Source organism: Pseudenterobacter timonensis (assembly GCF_900021175.1).
Classification (GTDB): domain Bacteria; phylum Pseudomonadota; class Gammaproteobacteria; order Enterobacterales; family Enterobacteriaceae; genus Enterobacter; species Enterobacter timonensis.
Window position 1 is genome coordinate 504,534 of sequence record NZ_FCOP01000010.1, and the last position, 21,909, is coordinate 526,442.

Below are 21,909 nucleotides of genomic sequence, written 5' to 3' on the forward strand. Positions count from 1 at the left end.
TCGCTATGTCTGACGACATGTCTTTAGGTTCGCCTTCGTCAGCGGGCGAACAGGGTGTACTACGTTCCATGCAGGAGGTTGCGATGAGCTCCCAGGAAGCCAGCAAGATGCTGCGCACATACAATATTGCCTGGTGGGGCAATAACTATTACGACGTCAACGAACTGGGCCATATCAGCGTCTGCCCGGATCCGGACGTTCCGGAAGCTCGCGTCGATCTCGCTAAGCTTGTTAAAGCACGCGAAGCGCAGGGACAACGCCTGCCGGCATTGTTCTGCTTCCCGCAGATCCTTCAGCACCGTCTGCGTTCAATCAACGCCGCCTTCAAGCGCGCGCGTGAATCTTACGGTTACAACGGCGACTACTTTCTGGTCTATCCGATCAAGGTAAACCAGCACCGCCGCGTCATTGAATCCCTGATCCACTCCGGCGAGCCGCTGGGGCTGGAGGCGGGCTCCAAAGCGGAGCTGATGGCGGTACTGGCCCACGCGGGCATGACCCGCAGCGTTATCGTCTGTAACGGCTATAAAGACCGCGAATATATTCGTCTGGCGCTGATTGGCGAGAAGATGGGCCACAAGGTCTATCTGGTGATCGAGAAGATGTCCGAGATCGCTATCGTGCTGGAAGAGGCGGAGCGTCTGAACGTGGTGCCGCGCCTCGGCGTGCGTGCGCGTCTGGCTTCGCAGGGTTCCGGCAAGTGGCAATCCTCCGGCGGCGAAAAATCCAAATTCGGTCTTGCGGCAAATCAGGTGCTGCAGCTGGTGGAAATTCTGCGCGAGCGCGGGCGTCTGGACAGCATTCAGCTGCTGCACTTCCACCTCGGTTCGCAGATGGCCAACATTCGCGATATCGCCACCGGCGTGCGCGAGTCGGCGCGTTTTTACGTGGAGCTGCATAAGCTTGGCGTCAATATCCAGTGTTTCGACGTGGGCGGCGGCCTGGGCGTAGACTATGAAGGAACGCGCTCGCAGTCCGACTGCTCCGTCAACTACGGCCTGAACGAGTATGCCAACAACATTATCTGGGCGATTGGCGACGCCTGTGAAGAGCATGGTCTGCCGCACCCGACGGTCATCACCGAGTCGGGCCGCGCCGTGACGGCGCACCATACGGTGCTGGTTTCCAATATCATCGGCGTGGAACGCAGCGAAACGACGGAATCAACGCCGCCTGCTGAAGATGCGCCGCGCGCGCTGCAAAGCATGTGGGAAACCTGGCAGGAGATGCACGAGCCGGGCACGCGCCGTTCCCTGCGCGAATGGCTGCACGACAGCCAGATGGATCTGCACGATATCCATATCGGCTACTCCTCAGGCAGCTTTAGCCTCCAGGAGCGCGCCTGGGCGGAACAGCTCTACCTGAATATGTGCCATGAGGTACAAAAGCAGCTTGATCCGAGCAACCGAGCCCATCGCCCGATTATCGACGAACTGCAGGAGCGTATGGCGGACAAAATGTACGTCAACTTCTCCCTGTTCCAGTCGATGCCGGATGCATGGGGGATCGACCAGCTCTTCCCGGTTCTGCCGCTGGAGGGGTTAAACCAGGCGCCGGAGCGCCGCGCGGTACTGCTTGATATTACCTGTGATTCCGACGGCGCGATCGATCACTACGTGGATGGGGACGGTATCGCCACCACCATGCCAATGCCGGAGTATGATCCTGAGAACCCGCCGATGCTGGGCTTCTTTATGGTCGGCGCCTATCAGGAGATTCTGGGCAATATGCATAACCTGTTCGGTGATACCGAAGCGGTGGATGTGTTTGTCTTCCCTGACGGCAGCGTTGAGGTGGAGCTTTCCGATGAAGGTGACACCGTGGCGGATATGCTCCAGTACGTGCAGCTTGATCCGAATAAGCTGCTGACCCAGTTCCGCGATCAGGTGAAAAACACCGATCTGGACGATGTGCTTCAGCAGCAGTTCCTGGAAGAGTTCGAGACGGGTCTTTACGGCTATACCTATCTGGAAGACGAGTAAGGCATCTGCCTTTCCCCTCACCCCAGCCCTCTCCCCATGTACAGTCCGGGGACATAGTGAACACTTGTTCGGAGACATGGTAGACACTTACAACTGAGGCATAAGAACCCGTTTATGGAGCCGCTTATGCCCTGGGATGCGAGAGATACCATGTCATTACGTACTGAGTTTGTTTTGTTCGCCTCGCAGGACGGGGCGAACATCCGTTCACTCTGCCGCCACTACGGCATTTCACCGGCCACCGGCTACAAGTGGCTTCGCCGCTGGGCTGAAGACGGCGCAGCCGGGCTTCAGGACCGGCCGCGCACGCCGCATCACTCCCCGAACCGTTCACCGGACGGCATCACTGACCTGCTGCGTATGGCCCATGCCCGCCATGAACGCTGGGGCGCGCGCAAGATTAAGCGCTGGCTGGAGGACCGCGGGCATCCCATGCCCGCCTTCAGCACCGTTCACAGCCTGATGGCCCGTCACGGCCTGCTGCCCGGTATGCCTCCCGGCATACCGGCTACCGGCCGCTTCGAACACTCCGCCCCGAACCGGCTCTGGCAGATGGATTTCAAGGGCCATTTTCCCTTTGGCGGCGGCCGCTGCCATCCGCTCACCCTGCTGGACGACCACTCCCGGTTCTCCCTGTGTCTGGCGCACTGCGGGGATGAACGGCGTGAGACCGTACAGCGGCAGCTCGTCAGGGTCTTTGAACACTACGGTCTGCCGGACCGGATGACCATGGACAACGGCGCGCCGTGGGGCGACACCACCGGCAGCTGGACGGGGCCGGAGCTGTGGCTGATGCGTCTGGGTATCCGTGTCGGTCACTCCCGGCCTTATCATCCACAGACCCAGGGCAAGCTGGAGCGTTTTCACCGCAGCCTGAAGGCGGAACTCCTGCAGGGAAGATGGTTCGCCGACAGCAGCGGGCTGCAGCGGGCGTTCGACCAGTGGCGGGCTGTCTATAACCTTGAGCGTCCGCACGAGGCGCTGGGTATGGCGGTGCCGGCCTCGCGCTATCAGCCGTCCGCCCGTCAGTACAGCGCCACCGTCATGCCGCCGGAATATGACGAAGGGGTGATGGTGAGGAAGGTGGATATCAGCGGGAAGCTGAGCATAAAGGGTCTCAGTCTGAACGCAGGCAAGGCCTTCAGGGGAGAGCGTGTGGGGCTGAAGGAAACGCAGGAGGACGGCTGTTATGAAGTCTGGTGGTACAGCACGAAAGTGGGGGTGATCGACCTGAAGAAAAAGTCGATCACCATGGGTAAGGGATGTTAAAAAGTGTTCACCATGTCCCCGAACATCTGTCTACCATGTCCCCGGACTGTACACCCCAAAGGGGAGAGGGTGTTCAAATTCCCTCCCCTTTAGGGAGAGGGGCAGGGTGAAGGGCAAAGACCTCATCAGCGCCTATACTTACTTGAACCCGTCTGAATTAACGGCGATAATTCGTTCTAATCAGCAGCATTCGAATCAATCCCTTCCTCGTCGGGTTTAACGACGCGGAAGGGATTTTTTTTCATCTGTATTTAATGTATCGACTTTTACGAGGTCAGGACATGAGCACTTTAGGTCATCAGTACGACAACTCCCTGGTATCGAACGCGTTTGGTTTTTTACGCCTTCCGCTCAATTTCCAGCCATACGACAGCGACGCTGACTGGGTCATTACCGGCGTACCCTTTGACATGGCGACCTCGGGTCGTGCGGGCGGTCGTCATGGTCCGGCGGCGATCCGTCAGGTGTCGACCAATCTGGCCTGGGAGCATTGCCGCTTCCCGTGGAACTTCGACATGCGCGAGCGTCTGAACGTGGTGGACTGCGGCGACCTGGTCTACGCCTTTGGCGACGCGCGTGAAATGAGTGAAAAACTCCAGGCTCACGCCGAAAGACTGCTGGCAGCCGGCAAGCGTATGCTCTCTTTTGGCGGCGACCACTTCGTCACGCTGCCGCTGCTGCGCGCCCACGCGAAGCACTTCGGCAAAATGGCGCTGGTCCATTTTGACGCCCATACCGACACCTATGCGAACGGCTGTGAGTTTGACCACGGCACCATGTTCTACACCGCGCCGAAAGAGGGGTTAATCGATCCGAACCACTCCGTGCAGATTGGTATCCGTACCGAGTTCGACAAAGATAACGGCTTCACCGTGCTTGACGCGGGCCAGGTGAACGATCGTACCGTGGACGATATCCTTGCGCAGGTGAAGCAGATTGTGGGCGATATGCCGGTCTATTTGACCTTTGATATCGACTGCCTGGATCCGGCATTCGCACCGGGTACCGGTACGCCGGTGATTGGCGGCCTGACCTCGGATCGCGCCATCAAGCTGGTGCGTGGCCTGAAGGATCTGAACATTGTCGGTATGGATCTGGTTGAAGTGGCGCCTGCCTACGATCAGTCTGAGATCACGGCGCTGGCCGCCGCGACCCTGGCGCTGGAGATGCTCTACATCCAGGCGGCGAAGAAGGGCGAGTAAACCCGCGCCGGCGTTCGGCGCTGTGCCTGTATGTGCCGGATGGCGCTGCGCTTATCCGGCCTACGGTTGTGCATTCACGCAGGTAGGCTGGATAAGGCGTTTACGCCGCCATCCGACGCTGCGCTTATCCGGCCTACGATTGTGCATTCATGCATGTAGGCCGGATAAGGCGTTTACGCCGCCATCCGGCGCTGTTTCTGCGATGCCCGATAAGGGCCGGGCTGGCGAAATTATTTTATTCCGTCTGCCGCCATGCGGTCGCGGATATGCTGGGCGCGCGCTTCCGAGGCCGGGTGGTCGTCGAACATCGAGCTTTGTCGTCCTGCTTCCAGTTGTGCCAGTTTCTCAAAGCTGGTGGCTAAGCCCGCCGGGCTGATGCCTCGTTTGCGCAACAGATCGTAAGAGTAGTCATCCGCTTCCGACTCCTGACGCTGGGAGAACTGCGAGTTAACCAGCTTTTCGCCAAGGTCGCCAAGCTGCGACTGGGAGAGGCTGCCGACTACGCCGCCCGCAGAGGCTGCGGCGACGCGCACTGCGTTGGTACCCAACGCTACCTGCATTCCTTTCTTCACGTGACCCAGCGCCACGTGGCCCATCTCGTGACCGATCACCGCTTCCACTTCGTTGTCGGTCATCATATCCATCAGGCCGCTGTAGACACGGATACAGCCGTTCGCCATCGCGAAGGCGTTAACGTCTTTCGTCTCATATACCTTGTAGTTTACCGGCTGGCCGTTGATGTTATCGCCCAGCGCCGCCGCGATCTTATTCAGGCGCTGGGTATAGGTGCTGCTGGCGGGAGCGATAGTAGCTTTGGCATCCAGCTCTTTACAGGATTGATCGCTCAGCGCTTTCACCTGTTCATCGCTTAACGAGTAGGCCTGGAAAGCCTCTGCGCCGGAACTTAACAGACCGTTAGAATCCATATTTTGACAGCCGCTAAGCAGAACGGTCGTTCCCAGAGCCAGCACTACTGCACGCATTTTCATCATATTGCTTCCGCACCTGTTGATCTGAATAAAATCTGAATGTTGCTTCGCCAGCGAAGCCGGAGTGAGGTAAGTATAAGGAATATCGACTGGAGCGGGCGAGCGGATTGCGCAACATGCGAGCATGATCCAGAGATTTCTGAAGAGGCAAAAGAATGCTCCATGTACATGCCCTGTCGCTTGGGTTACATTGTTGGCACTTTTTTCCGGCGTAGCCCAAAACGCGCTGTCGTCAAGGGCATGGCCTTTAACAGTCCGATCTGGAGTTAAAATGTCCTCACGTAAAGAGCTTGCTAATGCTATTCGTGCGCTGAGCATGGACGCAGTACAGAAAGCCAAATCCGGTCACCCGGGTGCCCCTATGGGTATGGCTGACATTGCCGAAGTCCTGTGGCGTGATTTCCTGAACCACAACCCGCAGAACCCGTCCTGGGCTGACCGCGACCGTTTCGTGCTCTCCAACGGCCACGGCTCCATGCTGATTTACAGCCTGCTGCACCTTACCGGCTACGACCTGCCAATGTCTGAACTGCAGAATTTCCGTCAGCTGCACTCCAAAACCCCGGGTCACCCGGAAGTGGGTTACACCGCAGGTGTAGAAACCACCACCGGTCCGCTGGGTCAGGGTATTGCTAACGCGGTCGGTATGGCTATCGCGGAAAAAACGCTGGCGGCGCAATTCAACCGCCCGGGTCACGACATTGTTGACCACTTCACCTACGCCTTCATGGGCGACGGCTGCATGATGGAAGGTATTTCCCACGAGGTATGCTCCCTGGCCGGTACCCTTAAGCTGGGTAAACTGATTGCTTTCTACGACGACAACGGCATCTCCATTGACGGTCACATTGAAGGCTGGTTCACCGACGACACCGCGAAACGCTTTGAAGCCTACGGCTGGCACGTCGTGCGCGGCATTGATGGTCACGATGCTGAAGCGATTAAACGCGCGGTGGAAGAGGCGCGCAGCGTTACCGATAAACCGTCCCTGCTGATGTGCAAAACTATCATCGGTTTTGGCTCCCCGAACAAAGCGGGCACCCACGACTCCCACGGCGCGCCGCTGGGCGACGCTGAAATCGCGCTGACCCGCGAACAGCTGGGCTGGAAATATGCGCCGTTTGAGATCCCGTCTGAAATCTACGCGCAGTGGGATGCCAAAGAAGCGGGCCAGGCGAAAGAAGCGGCCTGGAACGAGAAGTTTGCCGCCTATGCGAAAGCCTTCCCGCAGGAAGCCGCAGAGTTCACCCGCCGCATGAAAGGCGAGATGCCGGCTGACTTCGATGCGAAAGCGAATGAGTTCATCGCGAAGCTGCAGGCGAATCCGGCGAAAATCGCCAGCCGTAAAGCGTCTCAGAATGCGATCGAAGCGTTTGGCCCTCTGCTTCCAGAGTTCCTCGGCGGCTCCGCTGACCTGGCGCCATCCAACCTGACCATCTGGTCCGGCTCGAAAGCGATCAATGAAGATACCGCAGGTAACTACATCCATTACGGCGTGCGCGAGTTCGGTATGACCGCGATTGCCAACGGTATCGCCTTGCACGGTGGTTTCCTGCCGTACACCTCGACCTTCCTGATGTTTGTGGAATATGCCCGTAACGCGGTGCGTATGGCTGCGCTGATGAAACAGCGTCAGGTGATGGTCTACACCCACGACTCTATCGGTCTGGGTGAAGATGGCCCGACCCACCAGCCAGTTGAGCAGGTGGCTTCCCTGCGCGTTACGCCGAACATGTCCACATGGCGTCCGTGTGACCAGGTTGAATCCGCAGTGGCGTGGAAATATGGCGTAGAGCGTCAGGATGGCCCGACCGCGCTGATCCTCTCCCGTCAGAATCTGGCGCAGCAGGAGCGTACGGAAGAGCAGCTGGCAAACATCGCGCGCGGTGGTTACGTGCTGAAAGATTGTGCAGGCCAGCCGCAGCTGATCCTGATCGCGACCGGCTCTGAAGTTGAACTGGCCGTTGCCGCCTGGGAAAAACTGACTGCCGAAGGCGTGAAGGCGCGCGTGGTTTCCATGCCGTCCACCGATGCGTTCGACAAGCAGGATGCCGCTTATCGTGAGTCCGTACTGCCTAAAGCAGTCTCCGCTCGCGTGGCAGTGGAAGCGGGTATCGCTGACTACTGGTTCAAATACGTGGGCCTGAACGGTGCTATCGTCGGTATGACCACCTTCGGTGAGTCCGCCCCGGCGGAGCAGCTGTTTGAAGAGTTTGGCTTCACCGTTGAAAACGTAGTAGCGAAGGCGAAAGAGCTGCTGTAATTGCCGTTTTGCCCGGTGACGCTGACGCTTACCGGGCCTACAAGTGGCATAAAATGTAGGCCGGGTAAGCGTTAGCGCCACCCGGCTTTTTTGTATGCACGATTCCTGAGACATGTAACTGCTCTGTAAATTATTCCACCGAAAATGTGATGCAAGTCATATAGCTCGCCTATTCATCTGGACAGAGATTCCTTTTATTCCACGTTTCGCTTATCCTTGCTGAAGCGTTTCAGTCGATTAAGTGTTCGACATTTGACCAATCAATCGCAGTTTGTGACAGGCAATGATTCCCCTTCAGGCGTGGCTGAATTACTCTTTCACCACCTCATACTCAGGGATAGTCTTGCAGGAGACCTATGACCGTACGCGTAGCGATTAATGGCTTCGGTCGCATCGGGCGCAATGTGGTTCGTGCTTTATATGAATCCGGGCGTCGGGCGGAGATCACCGTGGTGGCCATCAACGAACTGGCGGATGCCGAAGGCATGGCGCATTTGTTGAAGTATGACACCAGCCACGGGCGCTTTGCCTGGGAGGTTCGTCAGGAAAGAGATCGGTTGTTCGTGGGCGATGATGTGATTCGCCTCCTGCATGAACGCCGCCTTGAGCCGCTGCCCTGGAAAGAGCTTGGGGTCGACGTGGTCCTCGACTGCACTGGCGTCTACGGTAACCGCGAACATGGAGAGGCGCATCTCGCCGCCGGGGCAAAAAAGGTGCTTTTTTCCCATCCCGGCAGCCACGATCTCGACGCCACCGTAGTCTACGGCGTCAACCACCAGGAGCTGCGGGCTGAACACCGCCTCGTCTCTAATGCCTCCTGCACCACCAACTGCATAATACCGATCATCAAACTGGTAGATGATGCTTACGGTATCGAATCGGGTACGGTAACCACGATTCATTCCGCTATGCACGATCAGCAGGTCATCGACGCTTACCACCCGGATTTACGACGCACTCGCGCGGCGAGCCAGTCGATTATTCCGGTGGATACAAAACTCGCGGCGGGCATCACCCGAATTTTCCCGCAGTTTAACGATCGTTTCGAAGCGATTGCCGTACGTGTGCCGACGATAAACGTCACCGCAATCGATTTGAGCGTAACGGTAAAAAAACCGGTAAAAGCTAATGAAGTCAACCGATTGCTGCAAAAAGCGGCACAGGGTTCATTTCATGGTATAGTTGACTATACGGAATTGCCGTTGGTCTCCACCGATTTCAACCACGATCCGCACAGCGCCATCGTCGATGGCACGCAAACGCGAGTGAGTGGGGCGCATCTGATCAAAACGCTGGTCTGGTGTGATAACGAATGGGGCTTTGCTAACAGGATGCTCGACACCACGTTAGCCATGGCTGCACAAGGTTTCAGGTAAGGTGCGAAAGCGCCTGCAAATCTTTAGAATCAATGAGAGGATTCACCATGTCTGTAATTAAGATGACCGATCTGGATCTGGCTGGTAAACGCGTATTTATCCGTGCCGATCTGAACGTGCCGGTAAAAGATGGCAAAGTGACCAGCGATGCGCGTATCCGTGCATCTCTGCCGACCATCGAACTGGCGCTGAAGCAGGGTGCGAAAGTGATGGTTACCTCTCACCTGGGTCGTCCGACCGAAGGTGAGTACAACGAAGAGTTCTCTCTGCTGCCGGTTGTAAATTACCTGAAAGATAAGCTCTCCAGCCCGGTACGTCTGGTAAAAGATTACCTGGACGGCGTGGAAGTAGCTGAAGGTGAACTGGTTGTTCTGGAAAACGTGCGTTTCAACAAAGGCGAGAAGAAAGACGACGAAGCGCTGTCCAAAAAATATGCCGCGCTGTGCGACGTATTCGTTATGGACGCATTCGGTACCGCTCACCGTGCGCAGGCCTCTACCCACGGTATCGGTAAATTCGCTGACGTGGCGTGCGCAGGCCCGCTGCTGGCGGCAGAACTGGACGCGCTGGGTAAAGCGCTGAAAGAGCCGGCTCGTCCGATGGTCGCTATCGTAGGCGGTTCTAAAGTTTCTACCAAACTGACCGTTCTCGACTCTCTCTCCAAAATCGCTGATCAGCTGATCGTTGGCGGTGGTATTGCCAACACCTTCGTTGCTGCTCAAGGCCACAACGTAGGTAAATCCCTGTACGAAGCGGACCTGGTTGATGAAGCCAAACGCCTGCTGGGCACCTGCGACATCCCGGTTCCGACCGACGTTCGCGTAGCGACCGAGTTCTCTGAAACCGCGACCGCCACCCTGAAATCTGTTAACGACATCAAAGATGACGAGCAGATCCTGGACCTGGGCGACGCCTCTGCAGAAAAACTGGCTGAGATCCTGAAAAACGCCAAAACCATCCTGTGGAACGGCCCGGTTGGCGTGTTTGAGTTCCCGAACTTCCGTAAAGGTACCGAAATCGTGGCTAACGCTATCGCAGACAGCGACGCGTTCTCCATCGCAGGCGGCGGCGACACCCTGGCGGCGATCGACCTGTTCGGCATTTCCGACAAGATCTCCTACATCTCCACTGGCGGCGGCGCATTCCTCGAATTTGTGGAAGGCAAAGTCCTGCCAGCTGTGGCGATGCTCGAAGAGCGCGCTAAGAAGTAAGTTTGTTCAGGCGGGGAGACCCGCCTGTTTTTCTGCGCGCTGAAAAGCTCGCTTACCCGTTTCAACGGTCGAAGATACAGATACAGGACTACGTAACATGTCTAAAATTTTTGATTTCGTAAAACCTGGCGTGATCACTGGTGATGACGTACAGAAAGTGTTCCAGGTCGCTAAAGAGAACAACTTCGCTCTGCCTGCGGTTAACTGCGTTGGCACCGACTCCATCAACGCTGTTCTGGAAACCGCTGCGAAAGTAAAAGCGCCGGTTATCGTTCAGTTCTCCAACGGTGGTGCTTCCTTCATCGCCGGTAAAGGCGTGAAAACCGACGTTCCGCAGGGCGCGGCAATCCTGGGCGCAATCTCTGGCGCGCACCACGTTCACCAGATGGCTGAACACTACGGCGTGCCGGTTATCCTGCACACCGACCACTGCGCGAAGAAACTGCTGCCGTGGATCGACGGTCTGCTGGACGCGGGTGAAAAACACTTCGCGGCTACCGGCAAACCGCTGTTCTCTTCCCACATGATCGACCTGTCTGAAGAGTCCCTGCACGAAAACATCGAAATCTGCTCCAAATACCTGGCGCGCATGTCCAAAATGGGCATGACTCTGGAGATCGAACTGGGCTGCACCGGCGGTGAAGAAGATGGTGTGGACAACAGCCATATGGACGCTTCCGCTCTCTACACCCAGCCGGAAGATGTTGATTACGCCTACACCGAGCTGAGCAAAATCAGCCCGCGTTTTACCATCGCTGCCTCCTTCGGCAACGTACACGGTGTTTACAAGCCGGGTAACGTGGTTCTGACCCCGACCATCCTGCGCGACTCTCAGGAATATGTTTCTAAGAAACATAACCTGCCGCACAACAGCCTGAACTTCGTATTCCACGGCGGTTCCGGTTCTTCTGCTCAGGAAATCAAAGACTCCGTAAGCTACGGCGTAGTGAAAATGAACATCGATACCGATACCCAGTGGGCAACCTGGGAAGGTATCCTGAACTACTACAAAGAAAACGAAGCTTACCTGCAGGGCCAGCTGGGCAACCCGAAAGGCGAAGACCAGCCGAACAAGAAATACTACGATCCGCGCGTATGGCTGCGTGCTGGTCAGCAGTCCATGATCACCCGTCTGGAGCAGGCGTTCAAAGAGCTGAACGCGATTGACGTTCTGTAATTTGCGCTGCTAACAGCCTCAGAAAGGTCCGCTCCGGCGGGCCTTTTTTATTTTTCAAATGCAATAACCGATTTCGTGATCTGTTTGGCAAAGCTCTCGCTTTTGTTTACCCTTTAATGGCCTGCCAGTCTCCTTTGGGGATGGTTAATTTGTGTTTAGCATAAGGAAAACGAAATGGAAGATCTCGGTGTCGTAGACAGCATTAATAATGCTGGCTCCTGGCTGGTGCGCAACCAGGCATTACTGCTGAGTTACGCCGTAAATATCGTTGCCGCCATCGCGATTATTATTGTCGGGATGATTGTCGCGCGCGTGGTATCAAATGGGGTTAACCGCCTGATGGTGGCGCGTCATATTGACGCGACGGTGGCAGATTTTCTCTCGGCGCTGGTGCGTTACGGGATTATCGCGTTCACGCTGATTGCGGCGTTAGGGCGCGTGGGTGTACAAACCGCCTCGGTCATTGCCGTTCTCGGTGCCGCCGGTCTGGCTATCGGTCTGGCACTGCAGGGCTCTCTCTCCAACCTGGCGGCGGGCGTTCTGCTGGTCACGTTCCGTCCGTTCCGCGCCGGTGAATATGTTGATCTCGGCGGCGTGGCGGGTACGGTGCTTCAGGTGCAGATTTTCTCCACCACCCTGCGTTCGGTGGATGGCCGTATTATCGTTATTCCTAACGGTAAAATTATCGCCAACAATATTATTAACTTCTCCCGTGAGCCGGTGCGTCGTAACGAATTTATTATTGGCGTGGCGTACGATTCCGATATTGAAAAAGTTAAGCAGCTGCTGACCACGATTATTGAATCTGATGAGCGCATTCTTAAAGATCGTGAAATGACCGTTCGCCTGAACGAACTGGGCGCTTCGTCAATCAATTTTGTGGTGCGCGTCTGGAGCAAAAGCGGCGATCTGCAAAACGTCTACTGGGACGTGCTGGAGCGTATTAAGCGTGACTTTGACGCCAACGGTATTAGCTTCCCGTATCCGCAGATGGATGTAAATTTCAAACGCGTAAAAGATACGTCAGAGACGCATTAATATCCTCTTCTCCCGGCGGCGCAATGTCGCCGGACTTTTATTAGCCTCCCTTATCGCCGATTAAAATTATCCATTTCCGCTAATGCATATCCCGCAGTATAGTCAGCGCCATGACAAAACTGTGAGATGCTCTTCATGTTATCTTTTTACTTTCAAGGGCTTGCTCTGGGGGCGGCGATGATACTTCCCCTCGGCCCGCAAAACGCTTTTGTGATGAATCAGGGGATTCGCCGCCAGTATCATCTGATGATTGCGCTGCTCTGCGCCGTAAGCGATCTGGTGCTGATTTGCGCGGGTATCTTTGGCGGCAGCGCACTGCTGATGCAGTCGCCGTGGCTGATGGCGCTGGTCACCTGGGGCGGCGTCGCTTTTTTACTGTGGTATGGCTTTGGCGCGTTGAAAACCGCGATGAGCAAAGATATCGCCCTGGCGAACGCCGAGGTGTTAAAGCAGGGACGCTGGAAAATCATCGCCACCATGCTGGCTGTTACCTGGCTTAACCCGCACGTCTATCTGGATACCTTTGTGGTGCTGGGCAGCCTTGGCGGTCAGCTTGATGTTGAGCCGAGACGGTGGTTTGCGATGGGGACAATCAGCGCCTCGTTCTTATGGTTCTTCGGCCTGGCGCTGCTTGCCGCCTGGCTCGCGCCGCGTCTGCGTACCGTGAAGGCCCAGCGCATCATCAATACGCTGGTGGGGCTGGTGATGTGGTTTATCGCTTTTCAGCTGGCGAAGGAGGGGATTCACCATCTCCATGCGCTCTTCAACCAGGTCTTGTCTTATGGACAATAGCGTCAGAACCGCTAAGCTTGCAGGCATGCGCCCTGTTGGTGGGCACTCTTCGCACCATGGAGGAATGACAGTGAAGTTTAAAGTGATGGCCCTGGCGGCATTAGTAGGTTTTGGCGCAATGTCGGTTCAGGCGAGTGAACTGCCTGACGGTCCGCACATTGTCACTTCCGGTACCGCGAGCGTGGATGCTGTGCCGGATATCGCGACTCTGGCCATTGAGGTCAACGTGGCGGCAAAAGATGCGGCCTCCGCCAAGAAGCAGGCGGATGAACGTGTTGCGCAATATCTCTCCTTTCTTGAGCAGAACGGTATTGCGAAAAAGGATATCAGCTCCGCCAACCTGCGTACTCAGCCCGACTACGACTACCAGAACGGTAAAAGCATTCTGAAAGGCTATCGCGCCGTGCGCACCGTAGAGGTCACACTGCGCCAGCTCGATAAGGTGAATACGCTGCTCGACGGCGCCTTAAAAGCGGGCCTGAACGAAATTCGCTCCGTTTCGCTTGGGGTTGCGCAACCCGAGAAATACAAAGATGAAGTTCGCAAGGCGGCTATTGATGACGCCGTTCGTCAGGCGCAGCAGCTCGCTTCCGGCTTTCACAGCAAGCTGGGGCCGGTCTACAGCGTGCGCTACCACGTCTCGAACTATCAGCCAAGCCCGATGGTCCGCATGATGAAAGCCGATGCCGCGCCAGCCTCCGCGCAGGAGACGTACGAACAGGCAACGATTCAGTTTGACGATCAGGTGGACGTGGTGTTCCAGCTTGAACCAGCCCAGGGCCAGACGCAAAGTCAGGAGCCTGCGCAGACGCAAACTCAGCAGCAGCCTGCTGCCACGCCTGCCCGGTAATTTCTCCAATCTGCTATCCCTTCTCCCGGCCGGGAGAGGGGAATATTTTTCAGTCCTGCCTCAATACCTTATGCCCGTAAGCCAGCAGCGCGTCGGTGACGTTGCGCATCATGCGGCTTTCCGGCGCGAAGCGGTGCCAGTAGAGCATCCGGCGCTGATAGAGGCCAGGCGTAAGGTCAATCAGCTCGCCGCTTTCCAGCTCCTTTTCAATCTGCAGATGCGGGATCATACAGCAGGTGGTGCCCTGGCGGGCCAGCTGGACAAACGCTTCCGAGGAGTTAACGATATGGCACGGCACGCTGCCCGGCGGCAGATCGAAGTTCTGCTGCAAAAAGGCCTGGTGCATATCGTCGAGATGGTCGAACGCGACGGCAGGCGCTTTCAGCAGGGCCGAGCGGGTGACGCCGTTCGGGAAGTAGCGTTCGGCAAAAGCTTTTGACGCCACGAAGAGATAGTCCAGCGCGCCCAGCTGATCCACCAGGCAGCTTGGCAGCGCCTGAGGCTGAATACTGACCGCGCCCACCACTTCGCCGCGCCGCAGACGTTCCTGGGTGCGGGTTTCATCTTCAACCTGCAGGTTAAGACGAATCGGCGAGTCGGCCAGTACCGTAGCCAGGGCCGGGAGTAACCAGGTCGCCAGACTGTCGGCGTTCACCGCCAGCGACAGCAGCAGCGGGGTGGAGCCGGTCTGCTCATCGCCCAGCCACTCCTCTTCCAGTAGCTCCACCTGACGCAGCAGGGCGAGCAGCTTCTGCCCCTGCTCCGTCGGGCGCGGCGGTACGGTACGCACCAGCAGCGGCTGTCCGAACATATTCTCAAGCTGTTTGATTCGCTGCGAGACGGCGGATTGGGTGATGCACAGCTTTTGCGCCGCCCGTTCAAAACCGCGCTCGCGTATGACGGCATCAAGGGCCTGTAATGTTCTGTAATCCGGACGTTTCATTGCGGGTGGGGACTCCTTTATTTGCTCAATCTGCACTATGACACAATTTTCCTTTTGTGGCAGACGAAATCGAACCTGCATGTTCTATAATGCGCGCTGAGTTTTCACACCACAGGCAAAACGATCATGACGCAGGATGAACTGAAAAAAGCAGTAGGATGGGCCGCTCTCCAGTACGTACAGCCAGGCACCATTGTCGGGGTAGGTACCGGGTCGACCGCCGCGCACTTTATTGACGCGCTGGGCACGATGAAAGGGCAGATCGAGGGTGCGGTCTCCAGCTCCGATGCCTCCACCGAAAAACTGAAAAGCCTTGGTATCACCGTATTTGATCTTAACGAGGTTGATCGTCTGGGCATTTATGTCGATGGCGCGGATGAAATCAACGGCCACATGCAGATGATCAAAGGCGGCGGCGCGGCGCTGACCCGTGAAAAGATCATCGCCTCGGTGGCGGATAAATTTATCTGCATCGCCGACGCCTCCAAGCAGGTCGACATTCTGGGCGCCTTCCCGCTGCCGGTAGAGGTGATCCCGATGGCGCGTAGCGCCGTCGCCCGTCAGCTGGTGAAGCTGGGCGGCCGCCCGGAGTATCGTCAGGGCGTGGTGACCGACAACGGCAACGTGATTCTTGACGTACACGGTCTGGAGATCCTGGATGCGGTTGCGCTGGAAAACGCAATCAACGCGATTCCGGGTGTTGTCACGGTGGGCCTGTTTGCGAACCGCGGCGCGGATGTGGCGCTGATTGGTACCGCCGACGGCGTGAAAACCATCGTAAAATGATCTGACGGGGGAGCGCTTCCCCCGTTAAAAAAATTTTGCATCGCTGAATTTGGTGACTTGTGTCACGTTTTTCCGCCCCTTCTGACGATTTGACCAGCAATTTTCTTCTCGCCAGCATTTTCCACTGCCATTTCACGCTGTATGACTTTTCTTCAGGGACTCGACGCAAACGTTCATATTGCCGCAATAGTTTTTTTTGATATGTTGGAAAGCGGATTGCAATCCAGCACAACATCATCAAAAAACAGGGTCGGGTAAATGGCAAAGGTATCACTGGAGAAAGACAAGATTAAATTTCTGCTCGTCGAAGGGGTGCACCAGAAGGCGCTGGACAGCCTTCGTGCGGCGGGTTACACCAACATCGAATATCACAAAGGCGCGCTGGATAGCGAAGCGCTGAAAGCCTCCATCCGTGATGCCCACTTCATTGGCCTGCGATCCCGTACCCATCTGACCGAAGAGGTGATTGCCGCAGCGGAGAAGCTGGTGGCTATCGGCTGCTTCTGCATCGGCACCAACCAGGTCGACCTGGAAGCCGCCGCGAAGCGCGGTGTCCCGGTTTTTAATGCGCCATTCTCTAATACCCGCTCCGTGGCTGAACTGGTCATTGGCGAGCTCCTCCTCCTCCTGCGCGGCATCCCGGAAGCGAACGCCAAGGCGCACCGCGGCGTCTGGAACAAACTGGCTGCGGGCTCGTATGAAGCGCGTGGCAAAAAGCTGGGGATTATCGGCTATGGCCACATCGGCACACAGCTCGGCATTCTGGCGGAGTCGCTGGGGATGCATGTCTTTTTCTACGACATCGAGAGCAAGCTGCCGCTCGGTAATGCCACCCAGGTGCAACATCTTTCCGATCTGCTGAACATGAGTGACGTGGTGAGCCTCCATGTGCCGGAAAACGCCTCCACTAAAAATATGATGGGCGCTGAAGAGCTGGCGCTGATGAAGCCTGGTTCACTGCTGATCAACGCCGCGCGCGGAACGGTGGTCGATATTCCGGCGCTGTGCGACGCCCTGAAGCGTAAGCATCTGGCGGGGGCGGCTATCGACGTCTTCCCGACCGAACCGGCGACCAACAGCGATCCCTTTACCTCTCCGCTGTGCGAGTTTGATAACGTCATTCTGACGCCGCACATCGGCGGCTCCACTCAGGAAGCGCAGGAGAATATCGGTCTTGAGGTAGCGGGTAAGCTGGCGAAATATTCCGATAACGGCTCCACGCTCTCGGCGGTGAATTTCCCGGAAGTCTCCCTGCCGCTGCACGGCGGGCGTCGCCTGCTGCATATCCACGAAAACCGTCCGGGTGTGCTGACCGCCATTAACCAGATTTTCGCCGAGCAGAGCGTTAACATCGCCGCGCAGTACCTGCAAACTAATGCGCAGATGGGCTATGTGGTCATTGATATTGAAGCGGATGAAGAGGTTGCCGAGAAAGCGCTGCAGAGCATGAAGGCGATCCCGGGGACGATTCGCGCGCGTCTGCTGTACTGATAAGCGGTTTGTGGTGTCGGGTGGCGCTTACGCTTACCCGACCTGCGCTGAGGATTTGCAGGCCGGGTAAGCGCAAGCGCCGCCCGGCTTTATTCTACCAGGTCCACGTTTTACCAGGCGTCACCACCGCAGGCAGCGGAATATCCCATTTTTCTACAGGTAAGGCTTCTACAGCCTGGCAATCGTGCGCATAACCCACCGGCTGTAATTTATACCGCTGCCAGTTTTGCAGCGTCCTGTCATAGAAACCACCGCCCATTCCTAAACGCTGGCCCTGTGCATCAAACGCCACCAGCGGCGTTACCAGCACGTCCAGCTCCGTGAGGGGGAGTACGTCGCGAACATCCAGCTTTGGCTCGCTGATTTTCAGACGATTCACCACCAGCTCACTGTGCGGATGGTAGTGGAGAAACAGCAGATTACCCGGGCTGAAAGGGTGCAGAACCGGCAGGTAAACCTTTTTACCCGCGCGCCAGAGCTGGTCGATAAGCGGTTGGGTATCCAGCTCGCCGTCAAACGATAAAAAGAGCGCAATGGTATGAGCCATTACCACCGGCGGGTAGGCCATCATGCGGGCGGCCGCCTGCTGGGCAAAGTGTGCCTGTTGCTCGGCGCTTAAAGCGCGACGACGCTGACGAATGAGTTTACGAATGTCCTGGCGTGAGGTAAAAACTTCAGGGAATTGAGTCATGGTAGTTGGTAGAAGAAGAGAGAGGGAATCTCCGAGATGCCGCCGCAGGCTGTAACCCTTGAACCCTTGGTTCAAGGTGAATGTGTCGTCACAGTTTTAAGGCTTCTCGGACGAACCGAGCATGCTCACCAACCGTGGAGCGCCACATTCTTGTGGTATGAAATATCGGCTCAGGGGACTGGCCCGCTTGCAAACATCTCAGAGAATTTTTTTCTTCACAGTTACTCTACCATAGTCAACTGCAAAGTGTTATTCAAACTTTGGTCCCGTTCTGTCGGGATTGCGACCCTGATCAAGCAATGCCTGTTCAATGGTCTGCTGGAGCATTTTAATGCGCTGCTCCATGCTCGCCGCGTAGTCGCGGGTCTTGGTCTTTTCCTGAGTCAGTTCATAACTGATGTTCAACGCGGCAATGAAGACCAGCTGCTCAGTATTTGTGACTCTAGTGCGTTCTTTTAAATCTTGCAACCGCTGATTCAAATCGTCCGCAGCCTGATTCAAGGCATCCCTTTGTTCAGGAGGACAATTTACTCGCAGCGCACGGCCAAAAATCTGGAGATCGACGGGTTGTGCAGACATGCCACCTTCCTGCTGATTGACTGCGCGGCCTTCGCAAACGACCCGGGGGGCGGCGAAGGGGCGACACTATAGCTACCCTGGTGTGAAGATACAAGCCCTTTTCTGGTATCACCAGGGTCCAAAGTGTTAGCATATCATGAATATTCCTCCCATTGATGACGAATGAGCATGTCTATACAGAACGAAATGCCTGGTTACAACGACGTAAGCCAGTTACTCAACCAGCAGGGAGTAGGGCTGACCCCTGCTGAAATGCACGGTCTCATCAGCGGGATCCTGTGCGGCGGGAACAACGACAGCTCATGGCAGCCGCTGATCCATGACCTGACCAACGAAGGGCTGGCCTTTGGCCATGAGCTGGCCGAGGCCCTGCGCAGAATGCATGCCGCCACCAGCGACTCGCTGGAGGATGATGGATTTCTGTTTCAGCTCTACCTGCCAGAGGGTGATGATGTCAGCGTGTTTGACCGCGCCGACGCGCTGGCGGGTTGGGTAAACCACTATCTGCTGGGTCTTGGCGTAACGCAGCCTAAACTTGATAAAGTGACCGGCGAGGCGGGCGAAGCCATCGACGATCTGCGCAACATTGCGCAGCTCGGCTACGATGAAGATGAGGATCAAGAAGAGCTTGAGATGTCGCTCGAAGAGATTGTGGAATATGTGCGCGTGGCCGCGCTTCTCTGCCATGACGCCTTTACCCGTTCGCAGCCGACCGCGCCGGAAGTGCGCAAGCCGACCTTACACTAAACATTACACACAGGAGAGTGTCATGGTTATTTCTCAGCCTGAGTATTTACGCCGTCGTCAGGCGCTGCTGGCAAAGATGCAGCCCGGCAGCGCCGCGCTGATTTTTGCCGCGCCGGAGGCGACGCGCAGCAACGACAGTGAATACCCCTATCGTCAGAATAGCGATTTTTGGTACTTCACCGGTTTTAACGAGCCGGAAGCGGTGCTGGTGCTGATTAAAAGCGATGACACCCACAGCCATAGCGTCTTGTTTAACCGCGTGCGCGATCTCACCGCTGAAATCTGGTCTGGCCGTCGTCTGGGACAAGAGGCGGCACCTGAGAAGCTCGGGGTGGATCGCGCTCTGGCCTTTAGCGAAATCAACGAGCAGCTCTATCAGCTCTTCAACGGCCTGGATGTGATTTACCACGCTCAGGGGGAATATGAATATGCCGACGAGATTGTCTTTTCCGCGCTGGAAAAGCTGCGTAAAGGCTCTCGCCAGAACTTAATCGCCCCCTCTTCGCTCACCGACTGGCGCCCGATGGTGCATGAAATGCGCCTGTTCAAATCGGCGGAAGAGATTGAGGTGATGCGCCGGGCGGGCGAGATCAGCGCGCTGGCGCATACCCGCGCGATGGAAAAATGTCGCCCCGGCATGTTCGAGTACCAGCTTGAAGGTGAAATCCAGCATGAATTTAACCGCCACGGCGCGCGCTTTCCCTCCTACAACACCATCGTGGGCGGCGGTGAAAACGGCTGTATTCTCCACTACACCGAGAACGAAAGCGTACTGCGCGACGGCGATCTGGTGCTGATTGACGCGGGCTGCGAGTATCAGGGCTATGCCGGAGATATTACCCGCACCTTCCCGGTGAACGGGAAATTTAGCCCTGAACAGCGCGCCATCTACGACATCGTGCTCAAATCGCTGGAGACGGCGCTGAATCTCTTCCGCCCCGGAACCTCCATTCAGGAGGTGACAGGCGAGGTGGTGCGCGTCATGGTGACCGGGCTGGTTGAACTGGAGCTCCTCAAGGGCGACATTGACGAGCTGATTGCCGCTAACGCCCACCGTCCGTTCTTTATGCACGGCCTTAGCCACTGGCTCGGGCTGGACGTGCATGATGTCGGCGGCTATGGTCCCGACCGTTCACGCCCCCTTGAGCCTGGCATGGTGCTGACCGTCGAACCGGGTCTCTATATCGCGCCGGATGCTAACGTGCCGCCCGCCTGGCGCGGCATCGGCATTCGCATTGAAGACGATATCGTCATTACCGAAACCGGTAACGAAAACCTGACCGCCACGGTTGTGAAGCGGGCGGAGGATATCGAAGCGCTAATGGCGGCGGCACGCCTATGAGTATCATCATCGTTGGCGGAGGGATGACCGGCGCGACGCTGGCGCTGGCGATTTCACACCTGACAGGCGGTAAGCTTCCGGTTCATCTGGTGGAGGCCGTTACTCCGCAGTCAGACGTGCATCCGGGATTTGATGCCCGTGCCATTGCGCTGGCGCAGGGCACCTGTCAGCAACTTGCCCGTGTGGGCATCTGGCAGGCGATTGCCGATCGCGCGACGCCCATCCGCACCGTGCATGTGAGCGATCGCGGCCATGCGGGTTTTGTCACGCTGGAGGCGCAGGATTACCGTATTGACGCGCTGGGTCAGGTTGTCGAACTGCATGATGTCGGGCTGCGGCTGTTTCGGCTGTTGCAGGATGCGCCCGGCGTTACGCTGCACTGTCCGGCGCGCGTCGCCAGCTTCACCCGCAGGGATGACAGCGTCAGCGTGACGCTGGACGATGGCAGCCTGATAGAGGGCAAACTGCTGGTCGCGGCAGACGGTACGCGATCGGAGCTGGCGACCCGCTGCAAAATCGAGTGGAACGAGCAACCTTATGGACAGTGTGCGGTGATCGCCAATGTCTCCACCGCTCTGCCGCACGAGGGACGCGCCTGGGAGCGCTTTACCGAACATGGCCCGCTGGCGATGCTGCCCATGTCGCACGGGCGTTGCTCCCTGGTCTGGTGCCATCCGCTGGAGAAGGCCGATGAGGTGCTGGGCTGGTCTGATGAACGTTTCTGCAACGAGCTGCAAAAGGCGTTTGGCTGGCGGCTGGGGCGCATCACCCATGCGGGAAAACGCGTCTCCTATCCGCTGGCGCTGACCACCGCCCGGCAGTTTATCTCTCACCGTGTGGCGCTGGTAGGCAATGCGGCGCAAACCCTGCATCCCATCGCCGGACAGGGCTTTAACTTAGGGCTGCGCGATGTCATGAGCCTGGCGGAGACGCTGGCGCAGGCGTGGTCTGAAGGGAAAGACTGCGGCGCTTTTTCGGTGTTAAGCCACTATCAGCAACGCCGTCAGGCAGACAAAGCCGCGACTATTGGCGTTACCGACGGTCTGGTGACACTTTTCGCAAACCGCTGGATGCCGCTCGTTGCCGGACGCAACCTGGGGCTGATGGCTATGGAACTATTCATTCCGGCACGCGACGTGCTGGCGCAGCGAACCCTGGGTTGGGTAGCGCGTTAAGGAGTA

At 57.0% G+C, this 21,909-nt stretch carries 19 protein-coding genes and 1 other RNA gene; 15 read left to right on the top strand and 5 right to left on the bottom strand.

Going from position 1 to position 21,909, the window contains the following annotated elements:
- The first annotated feature begins 5 nt into the window (after positions 1-5).
- From speA to speB, 3 genes are all read left to right on the top strand, one after another.
- Positions 6-1,982 (top strand): biosynthetic arginine decarboxylase, encoded by a 1,977-nt coding sequence (gene speA / locus BN3796_RS04865; RefSeq protein ID WP_061707256.1) that lies wholly within the window; start codon positions 6-8, stop codon positions 1,980-1,982.
- Between the two features lie 126 nt (positions 1,983-2,108).
- Positions 2,109-3,251, top strand: coding sequence for an IS481 family transposase (locus tag BN3796_RS04870; RefSeq protein WP_061706824.1), 1,143 nt, complete (start codon positions 2,109-2,111; stop codon positions 3,249-3,251).
- A gap of 281 nt (positions 3,252-3,532) precedes the next feature.
- Positions 3,533-4,453, top strand: a complete 921-nt coding sequence (gene speB / locus BN3796_RS04875) for an agmatinase (protein WP_061707257.1) — start codon at positions 3,533-3,535, stop codon at positions 4,451-4,453.
- A 230-nt stretch (positions 4,454-4,683) separates the two neighbouring features.
- Here speB and loiP read toward each other — a convergent pair whose 3' ends face one another.
- Complete coding sequence (gene loiP / locus BN3796_RS04880) at positions 4,684-5,442, bottom strand: metalloprotease LoiP (protein WP_061707551.1); 759 nt, start codon at positions 5,440-5,442, stop codon at positions 4,684-4,686.
- A gap of 271 nt (positions 5,443-5,713) precedes the next feature.
- On the opposite strand from loiP, the gene tkt reads away from it, so the two are divergent.
- The 7 genes from tkt (at position 5,714) to BN3796_RS04915 (ending at position 14,149) form a co-directional block, all read left to right on the top strand.
- Positions 5,714-7,705: a transketolase gene (tkt, locus tag BN3796_RS04885; protein ID WP_061707258.1), complete on the top strand. Its 1,992-nt coding sequence runs from the start codon at positions 5,714-5,716 to the stop codon at positions 7,703-7,705.
- Between the two features lie 356 nt (positions 7,706-8,061).
- Positions 8,062-9,081: an erythrose-4-phosphate dehydrogenase gene (gene epd, locus BN3796_RS04890; RefSeq protein WP_061707259.1), complete on the top strand. Its 1,020-nt coding sequence runs from the start codon at positions 8,062-8,064 to the stop codon at positions 9,079-9,081.
- A gap of 47 nt (positions 9,082-9,128) precedes the next feature.
- Positions 9,129-10,292 (top strand): phosphoglycerate kinase, encoded by a 1,164-nt coding sequence (gene pgk / locus BN3796_RS04895; RefSeq protein WP_061707260.1) that lies wholly within the window; start codon positions 9,129-9,131, stop codon positions 10,290-10,292.
- Between the two features lie 97 nt (positions 10,293-10,389).
- Positions 10,390-11,469: a class II fructose-bisphosphate aldolase gene (fbaA, locus tag BN3796_RS04900; RefSeq protein WP_061707261.1), complete on the top strand. Its 1,080-nt coding sequence runs from the start codon at positions 10,390-10,392 to the stop codon at positions 11,467-11,469.
- A 174-nt stretch (positions 11,470-11,643) separates the two neighbouring features.
- A complete protein-coding gene (locus tag BN3796_RS04905; protein ID WP_061707262.1) occupies positions 11,644-12,507 on the top strand; it encodes a small-conductance mechanosensitive channel MscS in 864 nt (287 codons plus the stop codon).
- Between the two features lie 135 nt (positions 12,508-12,642).
- Positions 12,643-13,299, top strand: a complete 657-nt coding sequence (gene argO, locus BN3796_RS04910) for an arginine exporter ArgO (RefSeq protein ID WP_061707263.1) — start codon at positions 12,643-12,645, stop codon at positions 13,297-13,299.
- A gap of 70 nt (positions 13,300-13,369) precedes the next feature.
- Positions 13,370-14,149 carry an oxidative stress defense protein gene (locus BN3796_RS04915; RefSeq protein WP_061707264.1) on the top strand — a complete coding sequence of 260 codons (780 nt, stop codon included), beginning with the start codon at positions 13,370-13,372 and terminating at the stop codon, positions 14,147-14,149.
- Positions 14,150-14,198: 49 nt separating this feature from the next.
- Here the strand turns inward: BN3796_RS04915 and argP are convergent, their stop codons facing one another.
- On the bottom strand, positions 14,199-15,092 hold the full coding sequence (gene argP, locus BN3796_RS04920) for a DNA-binding transcriptional regulator ArgP (protein WP_061707265.1): 894 nt from the start codon (positions 15,090-15,092) through the stop codon (positions 14,199-14,201).
- A 126-nt stretch (positions 15,093-15,218) separates the two neighbouring features.
- On the opposite strand from argP, the gene rpiA reads away from it, so the two are divergent.
- The gene (gene rpiA, locus BN3796_RS04925; RefSeq protein ID WP_061707266.1) at positions 15,219-15,878 is read left to right on the top strand and encodes a ribose-5-phosphate isomerase RpiA; all 660 of its coding nucleotides are present in this window, start codon (positions 15,219-15,221) and stop codon (positions 15,876-15,878) included.
- Positions 15,879-16,136: 258 nt separating this feature from the next.
- Positions 16,137-17,369 (top strand): phosphoglycerate dehydrogenase, encoded by a 1,233-nt coding sequence (serA, locus tag BN3796_RS04930; RefSeq protein WP_061707267.1) that lies wholly within the window; start codon positions 16,137-16,139, stop codon positions 17,367-17,369.
- A 94-nt stretch (positions 17,370-17,463) separates the two neighbouring features.
- Here serA and BN3796_RS04935 read toward each other — a convergent pair whose 3' ends face one another.
- The 3 genes from BN3796_RS04935 to zapA form a co-directional block, all read right to left on the bottom strand.
- The gene (locus tag BN3796_RS04935; RefSeq protein ID WP_061707268.1) at positions 17,464-18,060 is read right to left on the bottom strand and encodes a 5-formyltetrahydrofolate cyclo-ligase; all 597 of its coding nucleotides are present in this window, start codon (positions 18,058-18,060) and stop codon (positions 17,464-17,466) included.
- Positions 18,061-18,084: 24 nt separating this feature from the next.
- Positions 18,085-18,268, bottom strand: a non-coding RNA gene (gene ssrS, locus BN3796_RS04940) — 6S RNA.
- A 41-nt stretch (positions 18,269-18,309) separates the two neighbouring features.
- A complete protein-coding gene (gene zapA / locus BN3796_RS04945; protein WP_061707269.1) occupies positions 18,310-18,639 on the bottom strand; it encodes a cell division protein ZapA in 330 nt (109 codons plus the stop codon).
- Positions 18,640-18,807: 168 nt separating this feature from the next.
- On the opposite strand from zapA, the gene BN3796_RS04950 reads away from it, so the two are divergent.
- Genes BN3796_RS04950 through ubiH form a run of 3 tightly spaced genes read left to right on the top strand, consistent with a single transcriptional unit; the run spans position 18,808 to position 21,903 of the window.
- Positions 18,808-19,386: a YecA/YgfB family protein gene (locus BN3796_RS04950; protein ID WP_073885083.1), complete on the top strand. Its 579-nt coding sequence runs from the start codon at positions 18,808-18,810 to the stop codon at positions 19,384-19,386.
- A 28-nt stretch (positions 19,387-19,414) separates the two neighbouring features.
- Positions 19,415-20,728: a Xaa-Pro aminopeptidase gene (gene pepP / locus BN3796_RS04955; RefSeq protein ID WP_148381767.1), complete on the top strand. Its 1,314-nt coding sequence runs from the start codon at positions 19,415-19,417 to the stop codon at positions 20,726-20,728.
- On the top strand, positions 20,725-21,903 hold the full coding sequence (gene ubiH, locus BN3796_RS04960; RefSeq protein ID WP_061707272.1) for a 2-octaprenyl-6-methoxyphenyl hydroxylase: 1,179 nt from the start codon (positions 20,725-20,727) through the stop codon (positions 21,901-21,903). The genes pepP and ubiH overlap by 4 nt, the downstream gene beginning before the upstream one ends.
- Positions 21,904-21,909 lie beyond the last annotated feature (6 nt).